Raw genomic sequence first — 16,802 nt, 5'->3', positions numbered from 1 at the left:
TATCACCCACATCAATCTTGCTATCCAGCCTTCATTCACGCACCTAGACTCGGCCCATTCCCTATCCCACAGGTATGCCGCCATGTCCGAGACGCTGCTCAGTTCCCGCAATCTGGCCTTCGAACTGTATGAGGTACTCGACGCCGAGGGCCTGACCCAGCGCGAGCGGTTTGCCGAGCACAACCGGGAAACCTTCGACGCCGCCCTGGGCACCGCCCGCAGCATCGCCGAGAAGTTCTTCGCCCCGCACAACCGCAAGGGCGATGAACACGAGCCACGCTACGAAGACGGCCAGGCGGTGCTGATCCCCGAAGTGAAACCGGCGGTGGATGCGTTCCTCGAAGCCGGCTTCCTGAATGCCGCCCGCAGTTTCGAGGCCGGCGGCATGCAACTGCCAACCCTGCTGTCCCAGGCCTGCTTCGCCCACTTCCAGGCGGCCAACGCGGCCTCGACCTCCTACCCGTTCCTGACCATGGGCGCCGCCAACCTGATCGAGAGCTTCGGTACCGAAGAACAGAAACAACGCTTCCTGCAGCCGATGATCGACGGTCGCTTCTTCGGCACCATGGCCCTGACCGAGCCCCATGCCGGCTCTTCGCTATCGGATATCCGCACCCGTGCCGAACCGGCCGCCGACGGCAGCTACCGGCTCAAGGGCAACAAGATCTTCATTTCCGGCGGCGACCACCCGCTGTCGGAAAACATCGTGCACATGGTCCTGGCCAAGCTGCCGGACGCGCCGCCCGGAGTGAAGGGCATTTCGCTGTTTATCGTGCCCAAGTTCCTGGTCAACGACGACGGCAGCCTGGGGCCGCGCAATGATGTGCTACTGGCCGGGCTGTTCCACAAGATGGGCTGGCGCGGCACCACCTCCACCGCGCTGAACTTCGGCGATAACGGCCAGTGCGTGGGGTATCTGGTGGGCAAGCCCCATCACGGCCTGAGCTACATGTTCCAGATGATGAACGAGGCACGGATCGGCGTCGGCATGGGTGCGGTGATGCTCGGCTACGCCGGCTACCTGTACTCCCTGGAATACGCCCGCGAACGCCCGCAAGGTCGCCTGCCGGACAGCAAGGACCCGAGCACCGCGCCGGTGGCGATCATCCAGCACGCCGATGTGCGGCGCATGTTGCTGACCCAGAAGGCCTACGTCGAAGGCGCCTTCGACCTGGGGCTGTACGCGGCGCGGCTGTTTGACGACACCACCACCCTGGCCGATGCGGCCGAGCGCCAGCAGGCCCACGAACTGCTGGACCTGCTGACCCCGATCGTCAAGTCCTGGCCTTCAGAGTTCTGCCTGAAGGCCAACGAACTGGCGATCCAGATTCTCGGCGGCCACGGCTATACCCGGGAGTACCCGGTGGAGCAGTACTACCGCGACAACCGCCTGAACCCGATTCACGAAGGCACCCACGGCATCCAGTCCCTGGACCTGCTGGGACGCAAGCTGGCGCAGAACGGCGGCGCCGGGCTCAAGCGCCTGGTACGCCTGATTGCCGAGACCGGCGAGCGGGCCCGCGCCCATCAATCACTGGACGCCCTGCGCCTGCCCCTGGAACAACTGGTAACGCGCCTGCAAAACGTGACGCTGGGGTTGCTGGGTGACCTGGCCAGCGGCAAGGTCACCGGCACCCTGGCCAACTCGGCGCTGTACCTGAAGGCCTTCGGCCATGCGGTGATCGGCTGGCGCTGGCTGGAACAGGCCATCCGGGCCGAGGAAGGACTGGCGCGGGCAGTGGCGGCGGATCGGGATTTCTACCTGGGCAAGTTGCAGGCCGCGCGCTACTTCCTGACCTGGGAAGTGCCAGGCTGCCAGCACGAGCTGGCACTGCTGGAAGCGCGGGACGATACCTGCCTGAGCATGCAGGACGCCTGGTTCTGAGGCCACCCAGGAGCCGGCTTGCCGGCGAAGGCGCCCGGCCTGACGCACCGCGGCGGGTGGTCAGTGCAGCTTGAAGCCGCCCACCTGTCGGGCCAGGTCCTCGGAGAGGCGCTGCAGGGTCCGGCAGTCTTCACGACAGGCCTGGACTTCGGCCGCGGTGGCCCGGGCCAGATCGGAGATGCCCTGGACATTGCGGTTGATCTCTTCGGTCACCGCCGACTGCTCCTCGGTGGCGGTGGCCACTTGCTGGTTCATGTCGCTGATGTGCTCAACCTGCCCGGTAATCGCTGTCAGCGAAGCCCCGGTCTGCTGGCTGGACTGCACCCCGGTACCCGTGGCCGACTGCCCGGCATGCATGGAGGCCACGGCATTCTCCGCGCCCTGCTTGAGGCTCTGGATCATCTGCTGGATCTCGTCGGTGGAAGCCTGGGTGCGCTGGGCCAGGGTCCGCACTTCGTCCGCCACCACGGCAAAGCCTCGGCCCATTTCCCCGGCACGGGCTGCCTCGATAGCCGCATTGAGGGCCAGCAGGTTGGTCTGCTCGGAGACACCGCGGATCACCGCCAATACCTGATCGATGGAGGCCACCTGATGCGCCAGCTCACTGACAGCGCTGGCGGCCAGAGCAATTTCCCCGGACATGCTTTCGATGTGCCGGATCGAGCCGTCCACGACCCCCTGGGCCAGCTGGGCCTCATCCCGGGCCGCCTGGGACGCATCGGCCGCCTGCCCGGCATTGCGCGCGATGTCCTGGACGGTCAGGCCCATCTGGTGCACGGCCGTGGCCACCATGTCGGTCATTTCCTGCTGCCGCCCCGAGCGCTCGGCAGTGTTCTCCACCACCGCCGCCACCTGCCCCACAGATGAGCGCAGACGCTCGGTGGTGGCCAGTACTTCGCCGATCATGCCGTGCTGGCTGTCGAGAAAACGATTGAAACCCCGGGCCAGGTCCCCCAGCTCGTCGGCCCGGCTGGCATCCAGGCGCAGGGTCAGGTCGCCACCACCGCTGCCGATGGCTACCAGCCCGGCGGTCACCTGGCGTACCGGCCGCACCAGGCCGCGAGCCAGCCAGATCACCAGCAACAGGCAGACCAGGGCGATAGCCAGGCCGATGCCGGTGGTCAGCCACAAGGTTTGCCGGGCATCGGCGTAGATCTGCGCTTCGGGCACCTCGGCCACCAGCGACCACCCCATGCCCCGCAGTGGCAGGCTCAGGGCCACAAAGTCTTCGCCGTCGCGCACGAACCGGCTGCTGGCCAGCCCCTCGTGCCCCATAACCGCCTGGGCGGCCGACTCGCCGATCTGCTCGGAAAGGTGCCGCTTGCCGCTGAACTGCGCCTCGGGGTGAACTTGGATCAAGCCGTCGGCGCGCACCAGATAGACCTTGCCGTGCTCGCCGAAGCTGAAGTCATGGATCAGTTGCGACAGCGCCTGCATCTTCAGCCCGAGCCCGGCCACCCCCACCAGCTTGCCGTCCTTCTTGACCCGCATGTCGATGAACATCGCCAACTCGCCGGTGGCCACATCGGTGTCGATGTTGAGCAGCCGCGGCTTGTCGCTGTCGATGAAGCTGTAGAACCAGGCGTCCTTGGGATTGGAACGGCTGAGGGTGCGATCCAGCCCCTTCTCGTTGTAGTAGTGGTTGGTCGCGGTGCCCACCATCAAGGTGGTGAAGGCCTGATTTTCGGCGCGGATGCCTTCCAGGTAGTCGACGAACACCTGGGCCTGGGCCGGATCCTCGCCGCCAGCCAGCCAATCGCGCAGCATGCCGTTGCTGGCAATGTCCCGGGCGACCGTCAGCGGCTGGGCGAGGATGCGTTCGATATCGTTGCGCATGGCTTCGATGCTCGAAGGCAGCGCCTTGTCCACCAGGTAGTTCTGGGTCAGGTGGTTGATCACCACGGTGTAGACCGCCACCACCACCAGCAGGCTGACCAGCAGGGCCGAGCCCATGCTGAGGACCAGTTGCCATTGAATACTGCGTCGCCAGAATTGCATGGAACACCTCTTTCTTATTGGTATAAGAGGCTGAAATGTCGCGCCAGCCGCGGAAGGTTGTATACAAACATTAGTTATGTTTGTCCAACCTATAACCCTGCGGCTGTGTGCAGTTCCGTCAGTTCTGTTGAATGGTCTTGGCAATGACCTCGACGGTGGCGCTCACTTGCTCCTGATAGCGCTCCAGTTCCTGGGCGTGGCGCTTCTGCATCTCGATCTGCTGCGAGCACAGGTTCATCGCCGCGAGCACCAGCAGGCGCTCGCCGATCAGCGTCGGGTACTTCTTCTTGGTGTCGGCCAGGGCCGCCTTGAGCATCAGCGCAGCGTCCATCAGGGTCTGTTCTTCCCCGGCCGGCGCCTTGATCGAGTAATCCTCCCCCAGGATCGAAACGACCTTCACTCCATCGATGTGATGTCTCATGGATTGGCCGGGCTCGCGCTGACACGCTCAACCAGCGCCTGGATCCGGGCAGCGGTGGCGCCTTGCTTTTCTTCCTGCTCCATCAGGCTCAGTTGCAGGCTTTCGTTTTCATCCTTGGCCTGGTCCAGTTGTTCCTTGAGGGCTGCGTTCGTACCGAGCAGTTCCTGGTTCTGTACCACCAGGTCGCTGACCAGCTGTTCCAATTGGCTGAGGGATGCTTCCAACATTTTGATCTTCCGGGCTTTTTGCAAAGGGCGCGTACGATAAAGAAAAGTCACCCTGGATGCCAGGGTTATCCAGGCGCAAAGCCTTGATTTTACTGGCGATGACCCTTCCGCGAGAGCTGTTAGAGACTGTCATTCTGCGCTCCGGTTCCTGACGCCTCGTCGGAGTCTCGGACTTTTATGAACTTTCCCAGTTACGCATAAGAATTTTCTGAAACTGCATCCGCCGGTTCAAGAAGCCATTGTTCAACGCGATAGACAGGTACGTCCCTGATCCTGCCAGCGCAATAAAGCGCTCACCCGAGGTAATGTCCATGTCCCTGCGTTCCCTGAATATTGCCCCGAGGGCCTTCCTCGGATTTGCCCTGATCGGTTGCCTGATGCTGTTTCTCGGGGTGTTCGCCCTGAATCAGATGGGCAAGATCCGCTCAGCCACCGAGCGCATGAGCCAGGACACCATCCCGAGCATCAAGAGCGTCGATGAATTCACCCAGCTCAGCCTGCGCCAACGGGTCCAGGCCTACCGGCTGCTGCTCAACCGCGAACCCCAGGCCCAGCAGCAGACCCTGGATGCCATCGACCAGCGCAACCAGAAGATCGAAGAAGCCCGGGCCCAGTACCTGAAGCTCATCAGCAGCCCCGAGGAGCGCCTTGCCTACGAGCAATACGGCACGCTGCTGAGCCACCACCGGCAGTTGGAGAGCCAACTGATCGAGCTGTCGCACAACAACCAGCTTGAGGCCATGCAACAACTGCTCAATACCGACCTGATGGACAGCGCCGAAAAGATCAACGCGGTCCTCAACCAACTGGTGGAGATCAACAGCCATTACGCCACCGTCGCCGACGATGATGCTGCCGCTCAGTTCCGCAGAGCCTTCAATCTGGTGGTGGGGCTGCTGGTGCTGGCCAGCGCCCTGACCCTGCTGTTCGCCTGGCGCCTGATCCGCAGCATCACCCAGCCCATCGCCAATGCCCTGAGGGCCGCCGAAGAGATCGCCGAAGGCAACCTGACCCGCCCCATCACGGTCGATGGCAGCGACGAAGCCGGGCGCCTGCTGCAAGCCATGGTCACGATGCAGGAAAAGCTGCGCGACACCCTGCAGAGTATTTCCGGCTCCGCCCATCAGTTGGCGTCGGCGGCCGAAGAGCTCAACAGCGTCACCGAGGAAGGCGCCCGCGGCCTGACCCAGCAGAACAACGAGATCGAACAGGCCGCCACCGCGGTCAATGAAATGACCAGCGCCGTGGAAGAAGTGGCGCGCAATGCGGTGAGCACCTCCGAAGCCTCGAAGAGCGCCACCACTTCCGCCGGCGACGGCCGCGACCTGGTGCGCGAAACCGTGTCGGCCATCGAGCGCATGAGCTCCGACGTGCAAGGCACCGCCAGCCTGATCGGCGACCTGGCCAACGAGTCCCGGGACATCGGCAAGGTGCTGGACGTGATTCGCGGCCTGGCCGACCAGACCAACCTGCTGGCCCTCAATGCCGCCATCGAGGCTGCCCGTGCCGGTGAGGCCGGTCGAGGTTTTGCCGTGGTCGCCGACGAAGTCCGCGCCCTGGCCCACCGCACCCAGCAGTCCACCAGCGAAATCGAACGCATGATCGGCAGCATCCAGAGCGGCACCGAGCACGCCGTGGACTCCATGCGCAACAGCACCGAACGCGCCGAATCGACCCTGAGCATCGCCCGGGGGGCCGGCCAGTCCCTGGACACCATCAACAGCGCCATCAGCGAAATCAACGAACGCAACCTGGTGATCGCCAGCGCCGCTGAAGAACAGGCCCAGGTGGCCCGTGAAGTGGACCGCAACCTGGTGAACATCCGCGACCTGTCGGTACAGTCCACCACCGGTGCCAACCAGACCCAAGCCGCCAGCAGCGAGCTGTCACGCCTGGCGGTCGACCTGAACAACCTGGTCACCCGATTCAAGCTCTGAAGCCCTTGCGCCCTGCTCCAGCTCCCGCCGTTGAGCGGTGGGGGCTGGTGAGGGTGGCGTTCAAGGCACCCCAGCAGGCAGGTACCGGACAGGCTTAATCCACGGCGAGACTCAAGACTTTAGTCGTACGACCGATAAGTCACGGTAGAGTCAGTCTCAAGCCCCGCACGGATGCGCCCTTTTTGGTACCTACCATGTCCCTTCGTAATATGAATATCGCTCCGCGGGCCTTCCTCGGCTTCGCCATGATCGGCGGCTTGATGCTGATCCTCGGGGTGTTCGCCCTGAACCAGATGAGCAAGATCCGCGGCGCCGCCGAAGACATCACGTCGAGCAGCGTGCCAAGCATCAAGAGCCTCGACGAATTCACCCAGTTGACCCTGCGCCTGCGGGTGCTGTCCTACCGCTTGCTGGTGAACCGTGAGCCGGACGTGCAGCAAAAGACCATCGAACTGCTGGAAATGCGCAACCAGCAGATCCGCGCCGCCCAGGTCATCTACGAAAAATTCATCACCAGCCCGGAAGAAAAATCCGCCTACGAGCAGTACCTCCAACTACTGGGCCAGTACCGGCAGATCGAAGAGCGGATGAAGAGCCTGTCGCGCAACAATCAGGTGGATGAGCTGCGCAACTTGCTCAACACCGAACTGCTGAACAACTCCGAAGCCATGAACACCGTGCTCAACCGCTTGCTGGAGATCAACACCCAGCAGACCGTGGACACCAACCAGCAAGCCGCCGAGCAGTACTCCTCGGCCTTCAACCTGGTGGTGGCGCTGCTGGTGCTGGCTACTGGCCTGACCTTCCTCTTCGCCTGGCTGCTGACCCGCAGCATCACCCAGCCCATCGCCAACGCCCTGGGCGCCGCCGAGGAAATCGCCGAGGGCAACCTGACCCGGCCGATCAAGGTCGATGGCAGTGACGAGGCCGGGCGCCTGTTGCAGGCCATGGCCAAGATGCAGGAAAAACTGCGCGACACCCTGCAGCGCATCTCCGGTTCCGCCACCCAGTTGGCTTCGGCGGCCGAAGAGCTCAACAGCGTCACCGAGGAAAGCGCCCGCGGCCTGACCCAGCAGAACAACGAGATCGAACAGGCCGCCACCGCGGTCAACGAAATGACCAGCGCCGTGGAAGAAGTGGCACGCAATGCGGTGAGCACCTCCGAAGCCTCGAAGAATGCCACCGCCTCCGCCGGCGACGGCCGCGACCTGGTGCAGGAAACCGTGTCGGCCATCGAGCGCATGAGCTCCGACGTGCAAGGCACCGCCAGCCTGATCGGCGACCTGGCCAACGAGTCCCGGGACATCGGCAAGGTGCTGGACGTGATTCGCGGCCTGGCCGACCAGACCAACCTGCTGGCCCTCAATGCCGCTATCGAGGCCGCCCGTGCCGGTGAGGCCGGTCGCGGTTTTGCCGTGGTCGCCGACGAAGTCCGCGCCCTGGCCCACCGCACCCAGCAGTCCACCAGCGAAATCGAACGCATGATCGGCAGCATCCAGAGCGGCACCGAGCACGCCGTGGATTCCATGCGCAACAGCACCGAACGCGCCGAATCGACCCTGAATATCGCCCGGGGTGCCGGCCTGTCCCTGGACACCATCAACAGCGCCATCATCGAGATCAACGAACGCAACCTGGTGATCGCCAGCGCCGCTGAAGAACAGGCCCAGGTGGCCCGGGAAGTGGACCGCAACCTGGTGAACATCCGCGACTTGTCGGTGCAGTCCTCCACCGGTGCCAACCAGACCAGTGCAGCCAGCAACGAGCTGTCGCGCCTGGCCGTGGACCTCAACGGCATGGTTGCCCGCTTCCGCCTCTGAAACACCCCGCCAGCCCTGGATGGCGCCGGTAAAACGGCGCCGGAATTCGCACCTGGGGAATCCGCCACTGTCGCCAAAAGCTTTTTGACAGTGGCGTATTTCAACAGGTTAGAATCGCTGGCACGCAGACTGCATGGTCAGCCTGCGCCCGCCTTTTTCGCCCTGGAGTACTGCCTTTGAATGCGACGACCATCAACAGCCTGTTCTTGATCGGCGCGTTGCTGGTAGGTGCGAGCATTCTGGTGAGTTCACTTTCATCGCGCCTGGGCATCCCGATCCTGGTGATCATCCTGGCCGTGGGCATGACCGCCGGGGTGGACGGCGGCGGCATCATCTTCGACAACTACCCGACCGCCTACCTGGTGGGCAACCTGGCCCTGGCCGTGATCCTGCTGGACGGCGGCCTGCGTACCCGGGTCGCGAGTTTCCGCGTGGCCCTGTGGCCGGCGCTGTCCCTGGCCACGGTGGGGGTGCTGATCACCACTGGCCTGACCGGCATGGCAGCCGCCTGGCTGTTCGACCTCAACCTGATCCAGGGCCTGCTGATCGGCGCCATCGTCGGCTCCACCGACGCCGCCGCGGTGTTCTCGCTGCTGGGGGGCAAGGGCCTCAACGAGCGGGTCACCGCCAGCCTGGAGATCGAATCCGGCAGCAACGACCCGATGGCGGTGTTCCTCACCGTGACCCTGATCGACATGCTCGCCAGCGGCCACACCGGCCTGCACTGGAGCCTGCTGACGGACCTGATCCGCGAGTTCGGCATCGGCGCGGTGATCGGCCTGGGCGGTGGCTGGCTGATGTTGCAACTGGTCAACCGCATCCACCTGGCCACCGGCCTGTACCCGATCCTGGTGGTGGCCGGCGGCCTGGTGGTGTTCGCCCTGACCAACGCCCTGCACGGCAGCGGCTTCCTCGCCGTGTACCTGTGCGGCCTGGTAATCGGCAACCGCCCGGTACGCAGCCGCCACGGCATCCTGCACATGCTCGACGGCATGGCCTGGCTGGCACAGATCGGCATGTTCCTGGTGCTGGGGCTGCTGGTCACCCCCCACGACCTGCTGCCCATCGCCCTGCCGGCCCTGGGCCTGGCGCTGTGGATGATCCTGTTCGCCCGACCGCTGTCGGTGCTGGTGGGCCTGGCGCCGTTCAAGGCCTTCCATGGCCGGGAAAAGGCCTTCATTTCCTGGGTCGGGCTGCGCGGTGCGGTACCGATCATTCTCGCGGTGTTCCCGCTGATGGCCGGGCTGCCCAATGCCCAGCTGTACTTCAACCTGGCGTTCTTCATCGTCCTGATCTCGCTGCTGGTGCAGGGCACCAGCCTGCCGTGGGTGGCCAAGTGGCTGAAGGTGACGGTTCCACCGGAGCCGGCACCGATCTCCCGGGCGGCCCTGGAAGTCCACGTCACCAGCGAGTGGGAGCTGTTCGTCTACCGCCTGGGGGCGGAGAAATGGTGCATCGGCGCCGCCCTGCGGGAGCTGAAAATGCCCGAGGGCACGCGCATCGCCGCACTGTTTCGTGGCCAGCAACTGCTCCATCCGTCGGGTAGTACGGTGCTCGAAGCCGACGATCTGCTGTGCGTGATCGGCCATGAACACAACCTCCCGGCCCTGGGCAAACTCTTCAGCCAGGCTCCGGAACGCGGCCTGGACCTGCGCTTCTTCGGTGACTTCGTGCTCGAGGGCGATGCCCAGCTGGGCGCGGTCTCGGCGCTCTACGGGCTCAAGCTCGACGGCCAGGACGCAGACATGCCGCTGGGCGCCTTCATCGCCCAGAAGGTCGGTGGTGCACCGGTGGTCGGCGACCAGGTGGAATGGAACAACACCATCTGGACCGTGGCCGTGATGGACGGGAACAAGATCGGCAAGGTCGGCGTCAGATTCCCCGAAGGAAGTCGCCCCGGCCCCGGACTCTTCCTCTAAACTGCGGAACGCGTCAGCCCCCGGCATGGCGCCCCCTATTCCTACTTGCTTGACCGACCTCTATGCCTATCCTGCGTAAATTTTTCGCTGTTGCCCTGCTGGGCCTGAGCCTCTCTGTCGGCGCGGTACAGGGCGGTGACCCGCCCAGCGCCGAGGCGGTCCAGCAGAGCCTGGACAAGATCGCCGAGCGCAAACTGCCGGAGGCCGACCAGAAGGCCCTGCAGACCCTGCTGCAGAACACCCTGAACCAGCTGGCCAACAAGCAGAACTATGAGCAGCGCCTGAGCGATCTCAAGCAGCAATTGAGCAATGCCCCGCGCCAGACATCGGAAAACCAGCGCGAACTGGCCCGCCTGAAAGCCAGCAAAGTGGTCCCGGTGATCCAGCGCTACGGCTCATTGCCGGTATCGCAGCTCGAACAGCTGCTGACCGAGCGCACCAGCCTGCAGGGCGACCTGCAAAAGGCCCTGGCCGACGCCAATACCCTGGACATCACCGCCCAGACCCGCCCCGAACGCGCCCAGGCGGAGATCAGCAGCAGCCAGACGCGCATCCTGCAGATCAACGCCGCACTCAAATCCGGCAAGGACGGCGGCAAGCTGCTCAGCGCCGACCAGCGCAACCTGCTCAACGCCGAACTGGCAGCGATCAACGCGCTGATCCCCCTGCGCCGCCAGGAGCTGGCCGGCAACAGCCAATTGCAGGATCTGGGCAGTAGCCAGCATGACCTGCTGATGGAAAAGACCGCGCGCCTGGAGCAGGAAATCCAGGACCTGCAGACCCTGATCAACCAGAAGCGCCTGGCCCAGTCCCAGGAAACCGTGACCCAGCAGTCCATCGAGGCGCAGAAGGCCGGGAGCAGCAGCCTGCTGGCCACCGAGAGCGCCAGCAACCTCAGGCTCTCCGACTACCTGCTCAAAAGCACCGACCGCCTCAACGAACTGACCCAGCAGAACCTGCTGACCAAGCAGCAGCTGGACAGCGTGACCCAGAGCGATGCGGCCCTGGACGAGCAGATCAACGTGCTCAAGGGCAGCCTGCTGCTGTCGAAGATCCTCTATAAACAGAAGCAGGCCCTGCCGCGCCTGAAACTGGACCGCGACCTGGCGGACGAAATCGCCGACATCCGCCTCTATCAGTTCGAAGTCAATCAACAGCGCGAGCTGCTGGGCAGCCCCAGCACCTACGTCGACAACCTGCTCAAGAATCAACCCCCGGAACAGGTCACGCCACAACTGCGCCGGACCCTGATCGATCTCGCCATCACCCGCGCCGACCTGCTGGAGCGCCTGAACCGCGAGCTGAGCGCGCTGCTCAATGAATCCATCACCCTGCAGTTGAACCAGAAGCAACTGCTCAGCACTTCCCAGAGCCTGCGAGCGACCCTCGACGAGCAGATGTTCTGGATCCCCAGCAACAAGCCGCTGGACGCCGAGTGGCTGCAAAGCGTCCCCGTGCGCCTGGAGCGCCAGGTCACTACCCTGCCCTGGGCCTCCAGCCTCAGCGAACTGACTGACGGCCTGGCCCAGCGGCCACTGCTGTTCCTGCCCCTGGCGCTGCTGTTCGGCGCCCTGCTGTGGCGGCGCAAGGCCCTGTATGCGCGCCTGAACAAGGTGCACAAGGACATCGGCCATTTCAAACGCGACAGCCAGTGGCACACACCGCTGGCGATCCTGGTGAACATCCTCCTGGCGATGCCGGTGACCCTGGTCCTGGCCCTGTGCGGCTACGCCCTGCAGATCGACGCCCGTGGGCAGAACGCCAACCTCGGCGCCGCGCTGCTGCAGATCGCCCAGGCCTGGCTGGTGTTCTATACCGCCTATCGGATCCTCGCCCCCGGCGGCGTGGCGGAACTGCATTTCCGCTGGGAAAAACCCCAGGTGGAATTCCTCCAGGGCTGGGTCCGCCGCCTGGGGCTGGTGGTCCTGGCACTGGTGGCCGTGGTGGCGGTGGCCGAGCACCAACCCGCGGCCCTGGCCGAGGACGTGCTGGGCATCGCCGTGGTGCTGACCTGCTATGCACTGATGGCCTGGCTGCTGAGCCGCCTGCTGCTGAGCAGCCCGACCCACCAGAACACCTCGCTGTTCCGCAAGGCCGTGGGCGTGCTTTTCACCCTGCTGCCGATCGCCCTGTTCATCGCCGTGTGCTTCGGCTACTACTACACCGCCCTGAAACTCAGCGACCGGCTGATCAATACCCTGTACCTGCTGATGTTCTGGCTGGTGATCGAGGCCACCTTCGTCCGCGGCCTGAGCGTGGCGGCCCGGCGCCTGGCCTACCAGCGCGCGCTGAGCAAGCGCCAGGCCGCCAAGGAAGCCGGGGAAAGCGGCGAGGCGGTGGTGGAAGAGCCGACCCTGGATATCGAGAAGGTCAACGAGCAATCCCTGCGCCTGATCCGCCTGGCCCTGCTGGGCGGCTTCATGGCGGCGCTGTACTGGGTATGGGCAGACCTGATCACGGTGTTCTCCTACCTGGACAACGTCACCCTCTACGAATACACCAGCGGCACCGGCGCCAACATGAGCATGGTGCCCATCAGCATCGGCGACGTCATCGGCGCGCTGATCATCGTCGGCATCACCTTCGCCCTGGCGCGCAACCTGCCTGGCCTGCTGGAGGTACTGGTGCTGTCCAAGCTGGACCTGGCCCAGGGCAGCGCCTATGCCACCACCACCCTGCTGTCCTACGCCATCGCCGGGATAGGTTTCGTCGCCACCCTGTCGACCCTGGGGGTCAGCTGGGACAAGCTGCAATGGCTGGTGGCCGCCTTGTCCGTGGGCCTGGGCTTCGGCATGCAGGCGATCTTCGCCAACTTCATCTCCGGCATCATCATCCTGTTCGAGCGCCCGGTACGGATCGGCGACACCATCACCATCGGCAACCTGTCGGGCACCGTGAGCAAGATCCGCATCCGCGCCACCACCATCACCGACTTCGACCGCAAGGACATCATCGTCCCCAACCAGACCTTCATCACCGGGCAGTTGATCAACTGGTCGCTGACCGACACCATCACCCGGGTGACCCTCAAGCTCGGTGTCGACTACGGTTCGGACCTGGACCTGGTCAAGGAACTGCTGCTCAAGGCTGCCCGGGAGAACCCGCGGGTACTCAAGGAACCGGAACCCCATGTATACTTCCTGAACTTCGGTGAAAGCACCCTGGACCATGAGCTGCGCATGCACGTGCGCGAGCTGGGGGACCGCAACCCGGTGGTCGACGAGGTCAACCGCTTCATCAACCGCGAGTTCAAGAAACAGCACATCAACATCTCGTTCCGGCAGATGGAGGTCTACCTGAAGAACCTCCACGGCCAGGAATACAAGATGGTGCCCATCGAACCCGAGGCCAAGACCATAGTCCCGGTGGCCGAGGGCAAGCCGCTGCAGGAACCGCCGGCCAGCAAACTCGACTAAGGCCTCTTTCCCCAGCAGAATACTCGGACATTCTGCTGGGAGATGGCCGTTGAAAGCCCTCGACGAACTGACCTTCGACAACCGCTTCGCCCGCCTGGGCGACGCCTTCTCGACCCACGTACTGCCCGAACCCCTCGACAACCCGCGGCTGGTGGCCGCCAGCCCTGGCGCCATGGCGCTGCTGGACCTGGACCCGGCCGTGGCCGAAACCCCGGTGTTCGCCGAACTGTTCGGCGGGCACAAGCTGTGGGCCGAGGCCGAGCCCCGGGCGATGGTCTATTCCGGGCATCAGTTCGGCTCCTACAACCCGCAATTGGGGGACGGCCGCGGGCTGCTGCTGGGCGAGGTCTACAACCAGGCGGGAGAACACTGGGACCTGCACCTGAAGGGCGCCGGCCAGACGCCCTATTCGCGCATGGGCGATGGCCGCGCGGTGCTGCGCTCGTCGATCCGCGAATTCCTTGCCTCCGAGGCCCTGCATGCCCTGGGCATTCCCAGCAGCCGCGCACTGTGCGTGATCGGCTCGGACACTCCGGTATGGCGCGAGAAGCAGGAGCGCGGGGCCATGGTCCTGCGCCTGGCACCGAGCCATATCCGCTTCGGCCATTTCGAGTATTTCTACTACACCAAGAAACCCGAGCAGCAGAAGCAGTTGGGGGAGCATGTGCTGGCCCTGCATTTCCCCGAGTGCCAAGAGCTGCCTGAACCCTACCTGGCGATGTTCCGCGAGATCGTCGAGCGCAATGCCGAGCTGATTGCCAAATGGCAGGCCTATGGTTTCTGCCACGGGGTGATGAACACCGACAACATGTCGATCCTGGGCATCACCTTCGACTTCGGCCCCTTCGCCTTCCTCGACGATTTCGACGCCCACTTCATCTGCAACCACTCGGACGATCAGGGGCGCTACTCCTTCAGCAACCAGGTACCCATCGGCCAGTGGAACCTCAGCGCCCTGGCCCAGGCCCTGACCCCGTTCATCAGTGTCGAGGCGCTGCGCGAAAGCCTGGGCCTGTTCCTGCCGCTGTACCAGGCCCACTACCTGGACCTGATGCGCCGGCGCCTGGGCTTCACCCAGGCCGAGGACGACGACCAGAAGCTCGTGGAACGCCTGCTGCAACTGATGCAGAACAGCGGCGTCGACTACAGCCTGTTCTTCCGCCGGCTGGGGGAGCACGCCCCGGAGCAGGCGCTGGCACGGCTGCGGGACGACTTCGTCGACCGCAACGGCTTCGACGCCTGGGCCGGGCTGTACCGGGAACGGGTCGCCCGCGATCCGATCCAGGGCCAGGACCTGCGCCGCGCGCGCATGCACGCGGTCAACCCGCTGTACATCCTGCGCAACTATTTAGCGCAGAAAGCCATCGACGCCGCAGAAGCCGGGGACTACAGCGAAGTGCGCCGCCTGCATCAGGTGCTGAGCCGGCCTTTCGAGGAACAGGCCGGCATGGACAGCTACGCCGAACGCCCGCCGGAGTGGGGCAAGCACCTGGAAATCAGCTGTTCGTCCTGAGTCGGGCGAAGCTGTCCATCGATACCTTCAAGCCCTAGGCCAACCTGCGGACCTGCCGCAGGTTGAGCAGGCGCTTGCCGTCCAGCACTGGCTCAACCTGGGATTGCGCATGGACCCGCCACTGACGGGCAGGGATAATGCGCGCCCTGATTTCCAGTACCTGCAAGGATGCACATGAACCTGTTCTTCACCCTGGCCACCCTCGCCCTGGCCGTCTTCAGCCTGGTGTCGGTCGTCATCTACCTGAGCCGCCGCGCCAAGTACCGCATGAACCTGCAGGACCTGCACCTGCACGGTAAGGCGCACCGCAGCATTACCCAGGCCGAACTGGACGAGCTGGCCAAACAGACCGCCAGCCTGCAACGCATCCAGGGCAGCGGCGGCATGTCCTACAAGCCGATCAGCGACAGCGTCTATCTGATTAGCGGCGGCACCGCGAGCGACGGTCTGGAACTGCAGGTCCAGTCGGTGAAACACATGTCGATCGCCGGTATTCCCGTGGAATTTCCCTTCCCGATGGAAAGCTTCCTGGCCGACAACAACCAGGCCGAAGTGGTGATCGCCAAGAAGTTCGCCGTGGTCATCGGCCTCAACGGGCATCGCCTGGCCCAATGACGCACTGGCGGCCTGGCTGCCACCTTCACCGCTCGCCCATGCCCCGAGCCCTGCCACCATCGCTGCCCTGCAAGAGTCCGCCATGAAACCTCGCTACCTGCTGCTGTTGCCCCTGCTGCTGTCGCTGGCCGGGTGCAAGGAAGACTTCGCCACCCTGCACTTCCAGGAGTCGGTGCGCTCCGACCCCAAGGCCGGCCCGCAATACTCCGACCAGTTGGTGCACGAGGCGTACAAACACAGCATTTACACCGCGCTCGGCGCCCAGGGCCTGGACCCGGACGCCATCGCCCTGGAGCGGGACCAGGAGGACGACAAGGTCATTCACCTGCGCCTGGTGGACTACTCCCTGAGCCCGGAACAACGGGGCAGCCTCAAGGCCATCCTCGAACAGGTCGTCAGCGCGCGAAATGCCAGCTCGATGAACCTGCGCCTGGAGCTGGACAACGCCCATGCCAAGGTCACCCCTTCCGGCACCAGTGACCTGCCGGACAACATCGACGCCACCCTGGCGTTCGAGCCGGAGTTCGGCATGCTGCTGGACCGCAGCTACGAAGACAGCATGCAGGCCATCGTCAACGCGAGCGAAATCGAAGGCCCGGTCAGTTGCAAGATCACCGCGCGCCTGGCCATGCCCAGGCCCTTGAAACTGATCGCCTACGAAGCCCTTGAACAGGACAACAGCGAGCGCGGCCTGATCTCCTTGCTGACCCGCGGCGGCAGCATTGCCAAGGTGCCACTCAAGGTGCATTTCGATGACCCGGACCTGAACCGGCTCCTGCAGCACAAAACCGTCCAGGCCTGGCCATCCAGCTCGAAGATCACCCGGCCCGCCCCGGTGCCCCTTGACGAATTCGCCATCGTCATCGGCTCCATCGGCGTCCAGACCCTGACCTCGGCCCTGGCCTTCGACACCCGCAAGGACGAGCTGCAAGCACTGTGCGACCAGAAGATGCAGACCCTGGGCCGGCCGTTCACCTTTCACATGGGCCGGACCCTGGATCGCCTGAGCAGCGTCGACTACCGCTAACAGCCACTATGCGACGAGGATTTC

The 16,802-nt window shown here is 64.4% G+C and carries 11 protein-coding genes and 3 pseudogenes; 10 read left to right on the top strand and 4 right to left on the bottom strand.

All coding sequences use genetic code 11. From position 1 onward, the window contains the following. Nucleotides 1-82: 82 nt before the first annotated feature. Nucleotides 83-1,885, top strand: coding sequence for an acyl-CoA dehydrogenase (locus tag AC07R1_RS23845; protein WP_019093024.1), 1,803 nt, complete (start codon nucleotides 83-85; stop codon nucleotides 1,883-1,885). Between the two features lie 60 nt (nucleotides 1,886-1,945). On the opposite strand, the gene AC07R1_RS23840 is transcribed toward AC07R1_RS23845, so the two are convergent. From AC07R1_RS23840 to AC07R1_RS23825, 4 genes and pseudogenes are all read right to left on the bottom strand, one after another. Further along, the gene (locus AC07R1_RS23840; protein WP_370059465.1) at nucleotides 1,946-2,677 is read right to left on the bottom strand and encodes a methyl-accepting chemotaxis protein; all 732 of its coding nucleotides are present in this window, start codon (nucleotides 2,675-2,677) and stop codon (nucleotides 1,946-1,948) included. A gap of 135 nt (nucleotides 2,678-2,812) precedes the next feature. Continuing rightward, nucleotides 2,813-3,721, bottom strand: a pseudogene (locus AC07R1_RS23835) (cache domain-containing protein); the annotation flags it as partial. Nucleotides 3,722-4,001: 280 nt separating this feature from the next. Then, nucleotides 4,002-4,304 carry a cell division protein ZapA gene (locus AC07R1_RS23830; protein WP_011058865.1) on the bottom strand — a complete coding sequence of 101 codons (303 nt, stop codon included), beginning with the start codon at nucleotides 4,302-4,304 and terminating at the stop codon, nucleotides 4,002-4,004. Further along, on the bottom strand, nucleotides 4,301-4,531 hold the full coding sequence (locus AC07R1_RS23825; RefSeq protein WP_015633896.1) for a hypothetical protein: 231 nt from the start codon (nucleotides 4,529-4,531) through the stop codon (nucleotides 4,301-4,303). Before AC07R1_RS23825 ends, AC07R1_RS23830 begins: the two co-directional genes overlap by 4 nt. A 305-nt stretch (nucleotides 4,532-4,836) precedes the next feature. On the opposite strand from AC07R1_RS23825, the pseudogene AC07R1_RS23820 reads away from it, so the two are divergent. The 9 genes and pseudogenes from AC07R1_RS23820 to AC07R1_RS23780 form a co-directional block, all read left to right on the top strand. Then, nucleotides 4,837-5,613: pseudogene (locus AC07R1_RS23820) on the top strand (MCP four helix bundle domain-containing protein); the annotation flags it as partial. Further along, nucleotides 5,596-6,468, top strand: coding sequence for a methyl-accepting chemotaxis protein (locus AC07R1_RS23815; RefSeq protein ID WP_370505887.1), 873 nt, complete (start codon nucleotides 5,596-5,598; stop codon nucleotides 6,466-6,468). The pseudogene AC07R1_RS23820 and the gene AC07R1_RS23815, both read left to right, overlap by 18 nt. Nucleotides 6,469-6,662: 194 nt before the next feature. Next, nucleotides 6,663-7,385, top strand: a pseudogene (locus AC07R1_RS23810) (MCP four helix bundle domain-containing protein); the annotation flags it as partial. Nucleotides 7,386-7,415: 30 nt separating this feature from the next. Then, nucleotides 7,416-8,288, top strand: a complete 873-nt coding sequence (locus tag AC07R1_RS23805; protein WP_370059463.1) for a methyl-accepting chemotaxis protein — start codon at nucleotides 7,416-7,418, stop codon at nucleotides 8,286-8,288. Nucleotides 8,289-8,464: 176 nt separating this feature from the next. Continuing rightward, entirely contained in the window at nucleotides 8,465-10,207 is a 1,743-nt protein-coding gene (locus AC07R1_RS23800; protein WP_011058861.1) for a potassium/proton antiporter, read from the top strand. Nucleotides 10,208-10,269: 62 nt separating this feature from the next. Further along, a complete protein-coding gene (gene mscK / locus AC07R1_RS23795; protein WP_011058860.1) occupies nucleotides 10,270-13,623 on the top strand; it encodes a mechanosensitive channel MscK in 3,354 nt (1,117 codons plus the stop codon). A gap of 49 nt (nucleotides 13,624-13,672) precedes the next feature. Further along, nucleotides 13,673-15,136 (top strand): protein adenylyltransferase SelO, encoded by a 1,464-nt coding sequence (selO, locus tag AC07R1_RS23790; protein ID WP_492618032.1) that lies wholly within the window; start codon nucleotides 13,673-13,675, stop codon nucleotides 15,134-15,136. Nucleotides 15,137-15,310: 174 nt separating this feature from the next. After that, nucleotides 15,311-15,751 carry an IgaA/UmoB family intracellular growth attenuator gene (locus tag AC07R1_RS23785; protein ID WP_015633891.1) on the top strand — a complete coding sequence of 147 codons (441 nt, stop codon included), beginning with the start codon at nucleotides 15,311-15,313 and terminating at the stop codon, nucleotides 15,749-15,751. 82 nt (nucleotides 15,752-15,833) lie between these two features. After that, complete coding sequence (locus tag AC07R1_RS23780; protein WP_495110989.1) at nucleotides 15,834-16,778, top strand: hypothetical protein; 945 nt, start codon at nucleotides 15,834-15,836, stop codon at nucleotides 16,776-16,778. Nucleotides 16,779-16,802: the final 24 nt, after the last annotated feature.

It is taken from the genome of Pseudomonas sp. GW821-FHT07F01, assembly GCF_059418825.1.
The sequence above is the reverse complement of the archived record's forward strand: the minus strand, read 5'-3'. Positions and strand labels throughout refer to the sequence as shown.

What these genes read in the sequence shown, in the direction of transcription:
- AC07R1_RS23840 (WP_370059465.1), bottom strand. Translation starts at nt 2,677, where the DNA reads ATGGTGGCCACGGCCGTGCACCAGATGGGCCTGACCGTCCAGGACATC.
- AC07R1_RS23785 (WP_015633891.1), top strand. Translation starts at nt 15,311, where the DNA reads ATGAACCTGTTCTTCACCCTGGCCACCCTCGCCCTGGCCGTCTTCAGC.
- AC07R1_RS23815 (WP_370505887.1), top strand. Translation starts at nt 5,596, where the DNA reads ATGGTCACGATGCAGGAAAAGCTGCGCGACACCCTGCAGAGTATTTCC.
- AC07R1_RS23825 (WP_015633896.1), bottom strand. Translation starts at nt 4,531, where the DNA reads ATGTTGGAAGCATCCCTCAGCCAATTGGAACAGCTGGTCAGCGACCTG.
- AC07R1_RS23830 (WP_011058865.1), bottom strand. Translation starts at nt 4,304, where the DNA reads ATGAGACATCACATCGATGGAGTGAAGGTCGTTTCGATCCTGGGGGAG.
- AC07R1_RS23845 (WP_019093024.1), top strand. Translation starts at nt 83, where the DNA reads ATGTCCGAGACGCTGCTCAGTTCCCGCAATCTGGCCTTCGAACTGTAT.
- mscK (WP_011058860.1), top strand. Translation starts at nt 10,270, where the DNA reads ATGCCTATCCTGCGTAAATTTTTCGCTGTTGCCCTGCTGGGCCTGAGC.
- AC07R1_RS23780 (WP_495110989.1), top strand. Translation starts at nt 15,834, where the DNA reads ATGAAACCTCGCTACCTGCTGCTGTTGCCCCTGCTGCTGTCGCTGGCC.
- AC07R1_RS23805 (WP_370059463.1), top strand. Translation starts at nt 7,416, where the DNA reads ATGGCCAAGATGCAGGAAAAACTGCGCGACACCCTGCAGCGCATCTCC.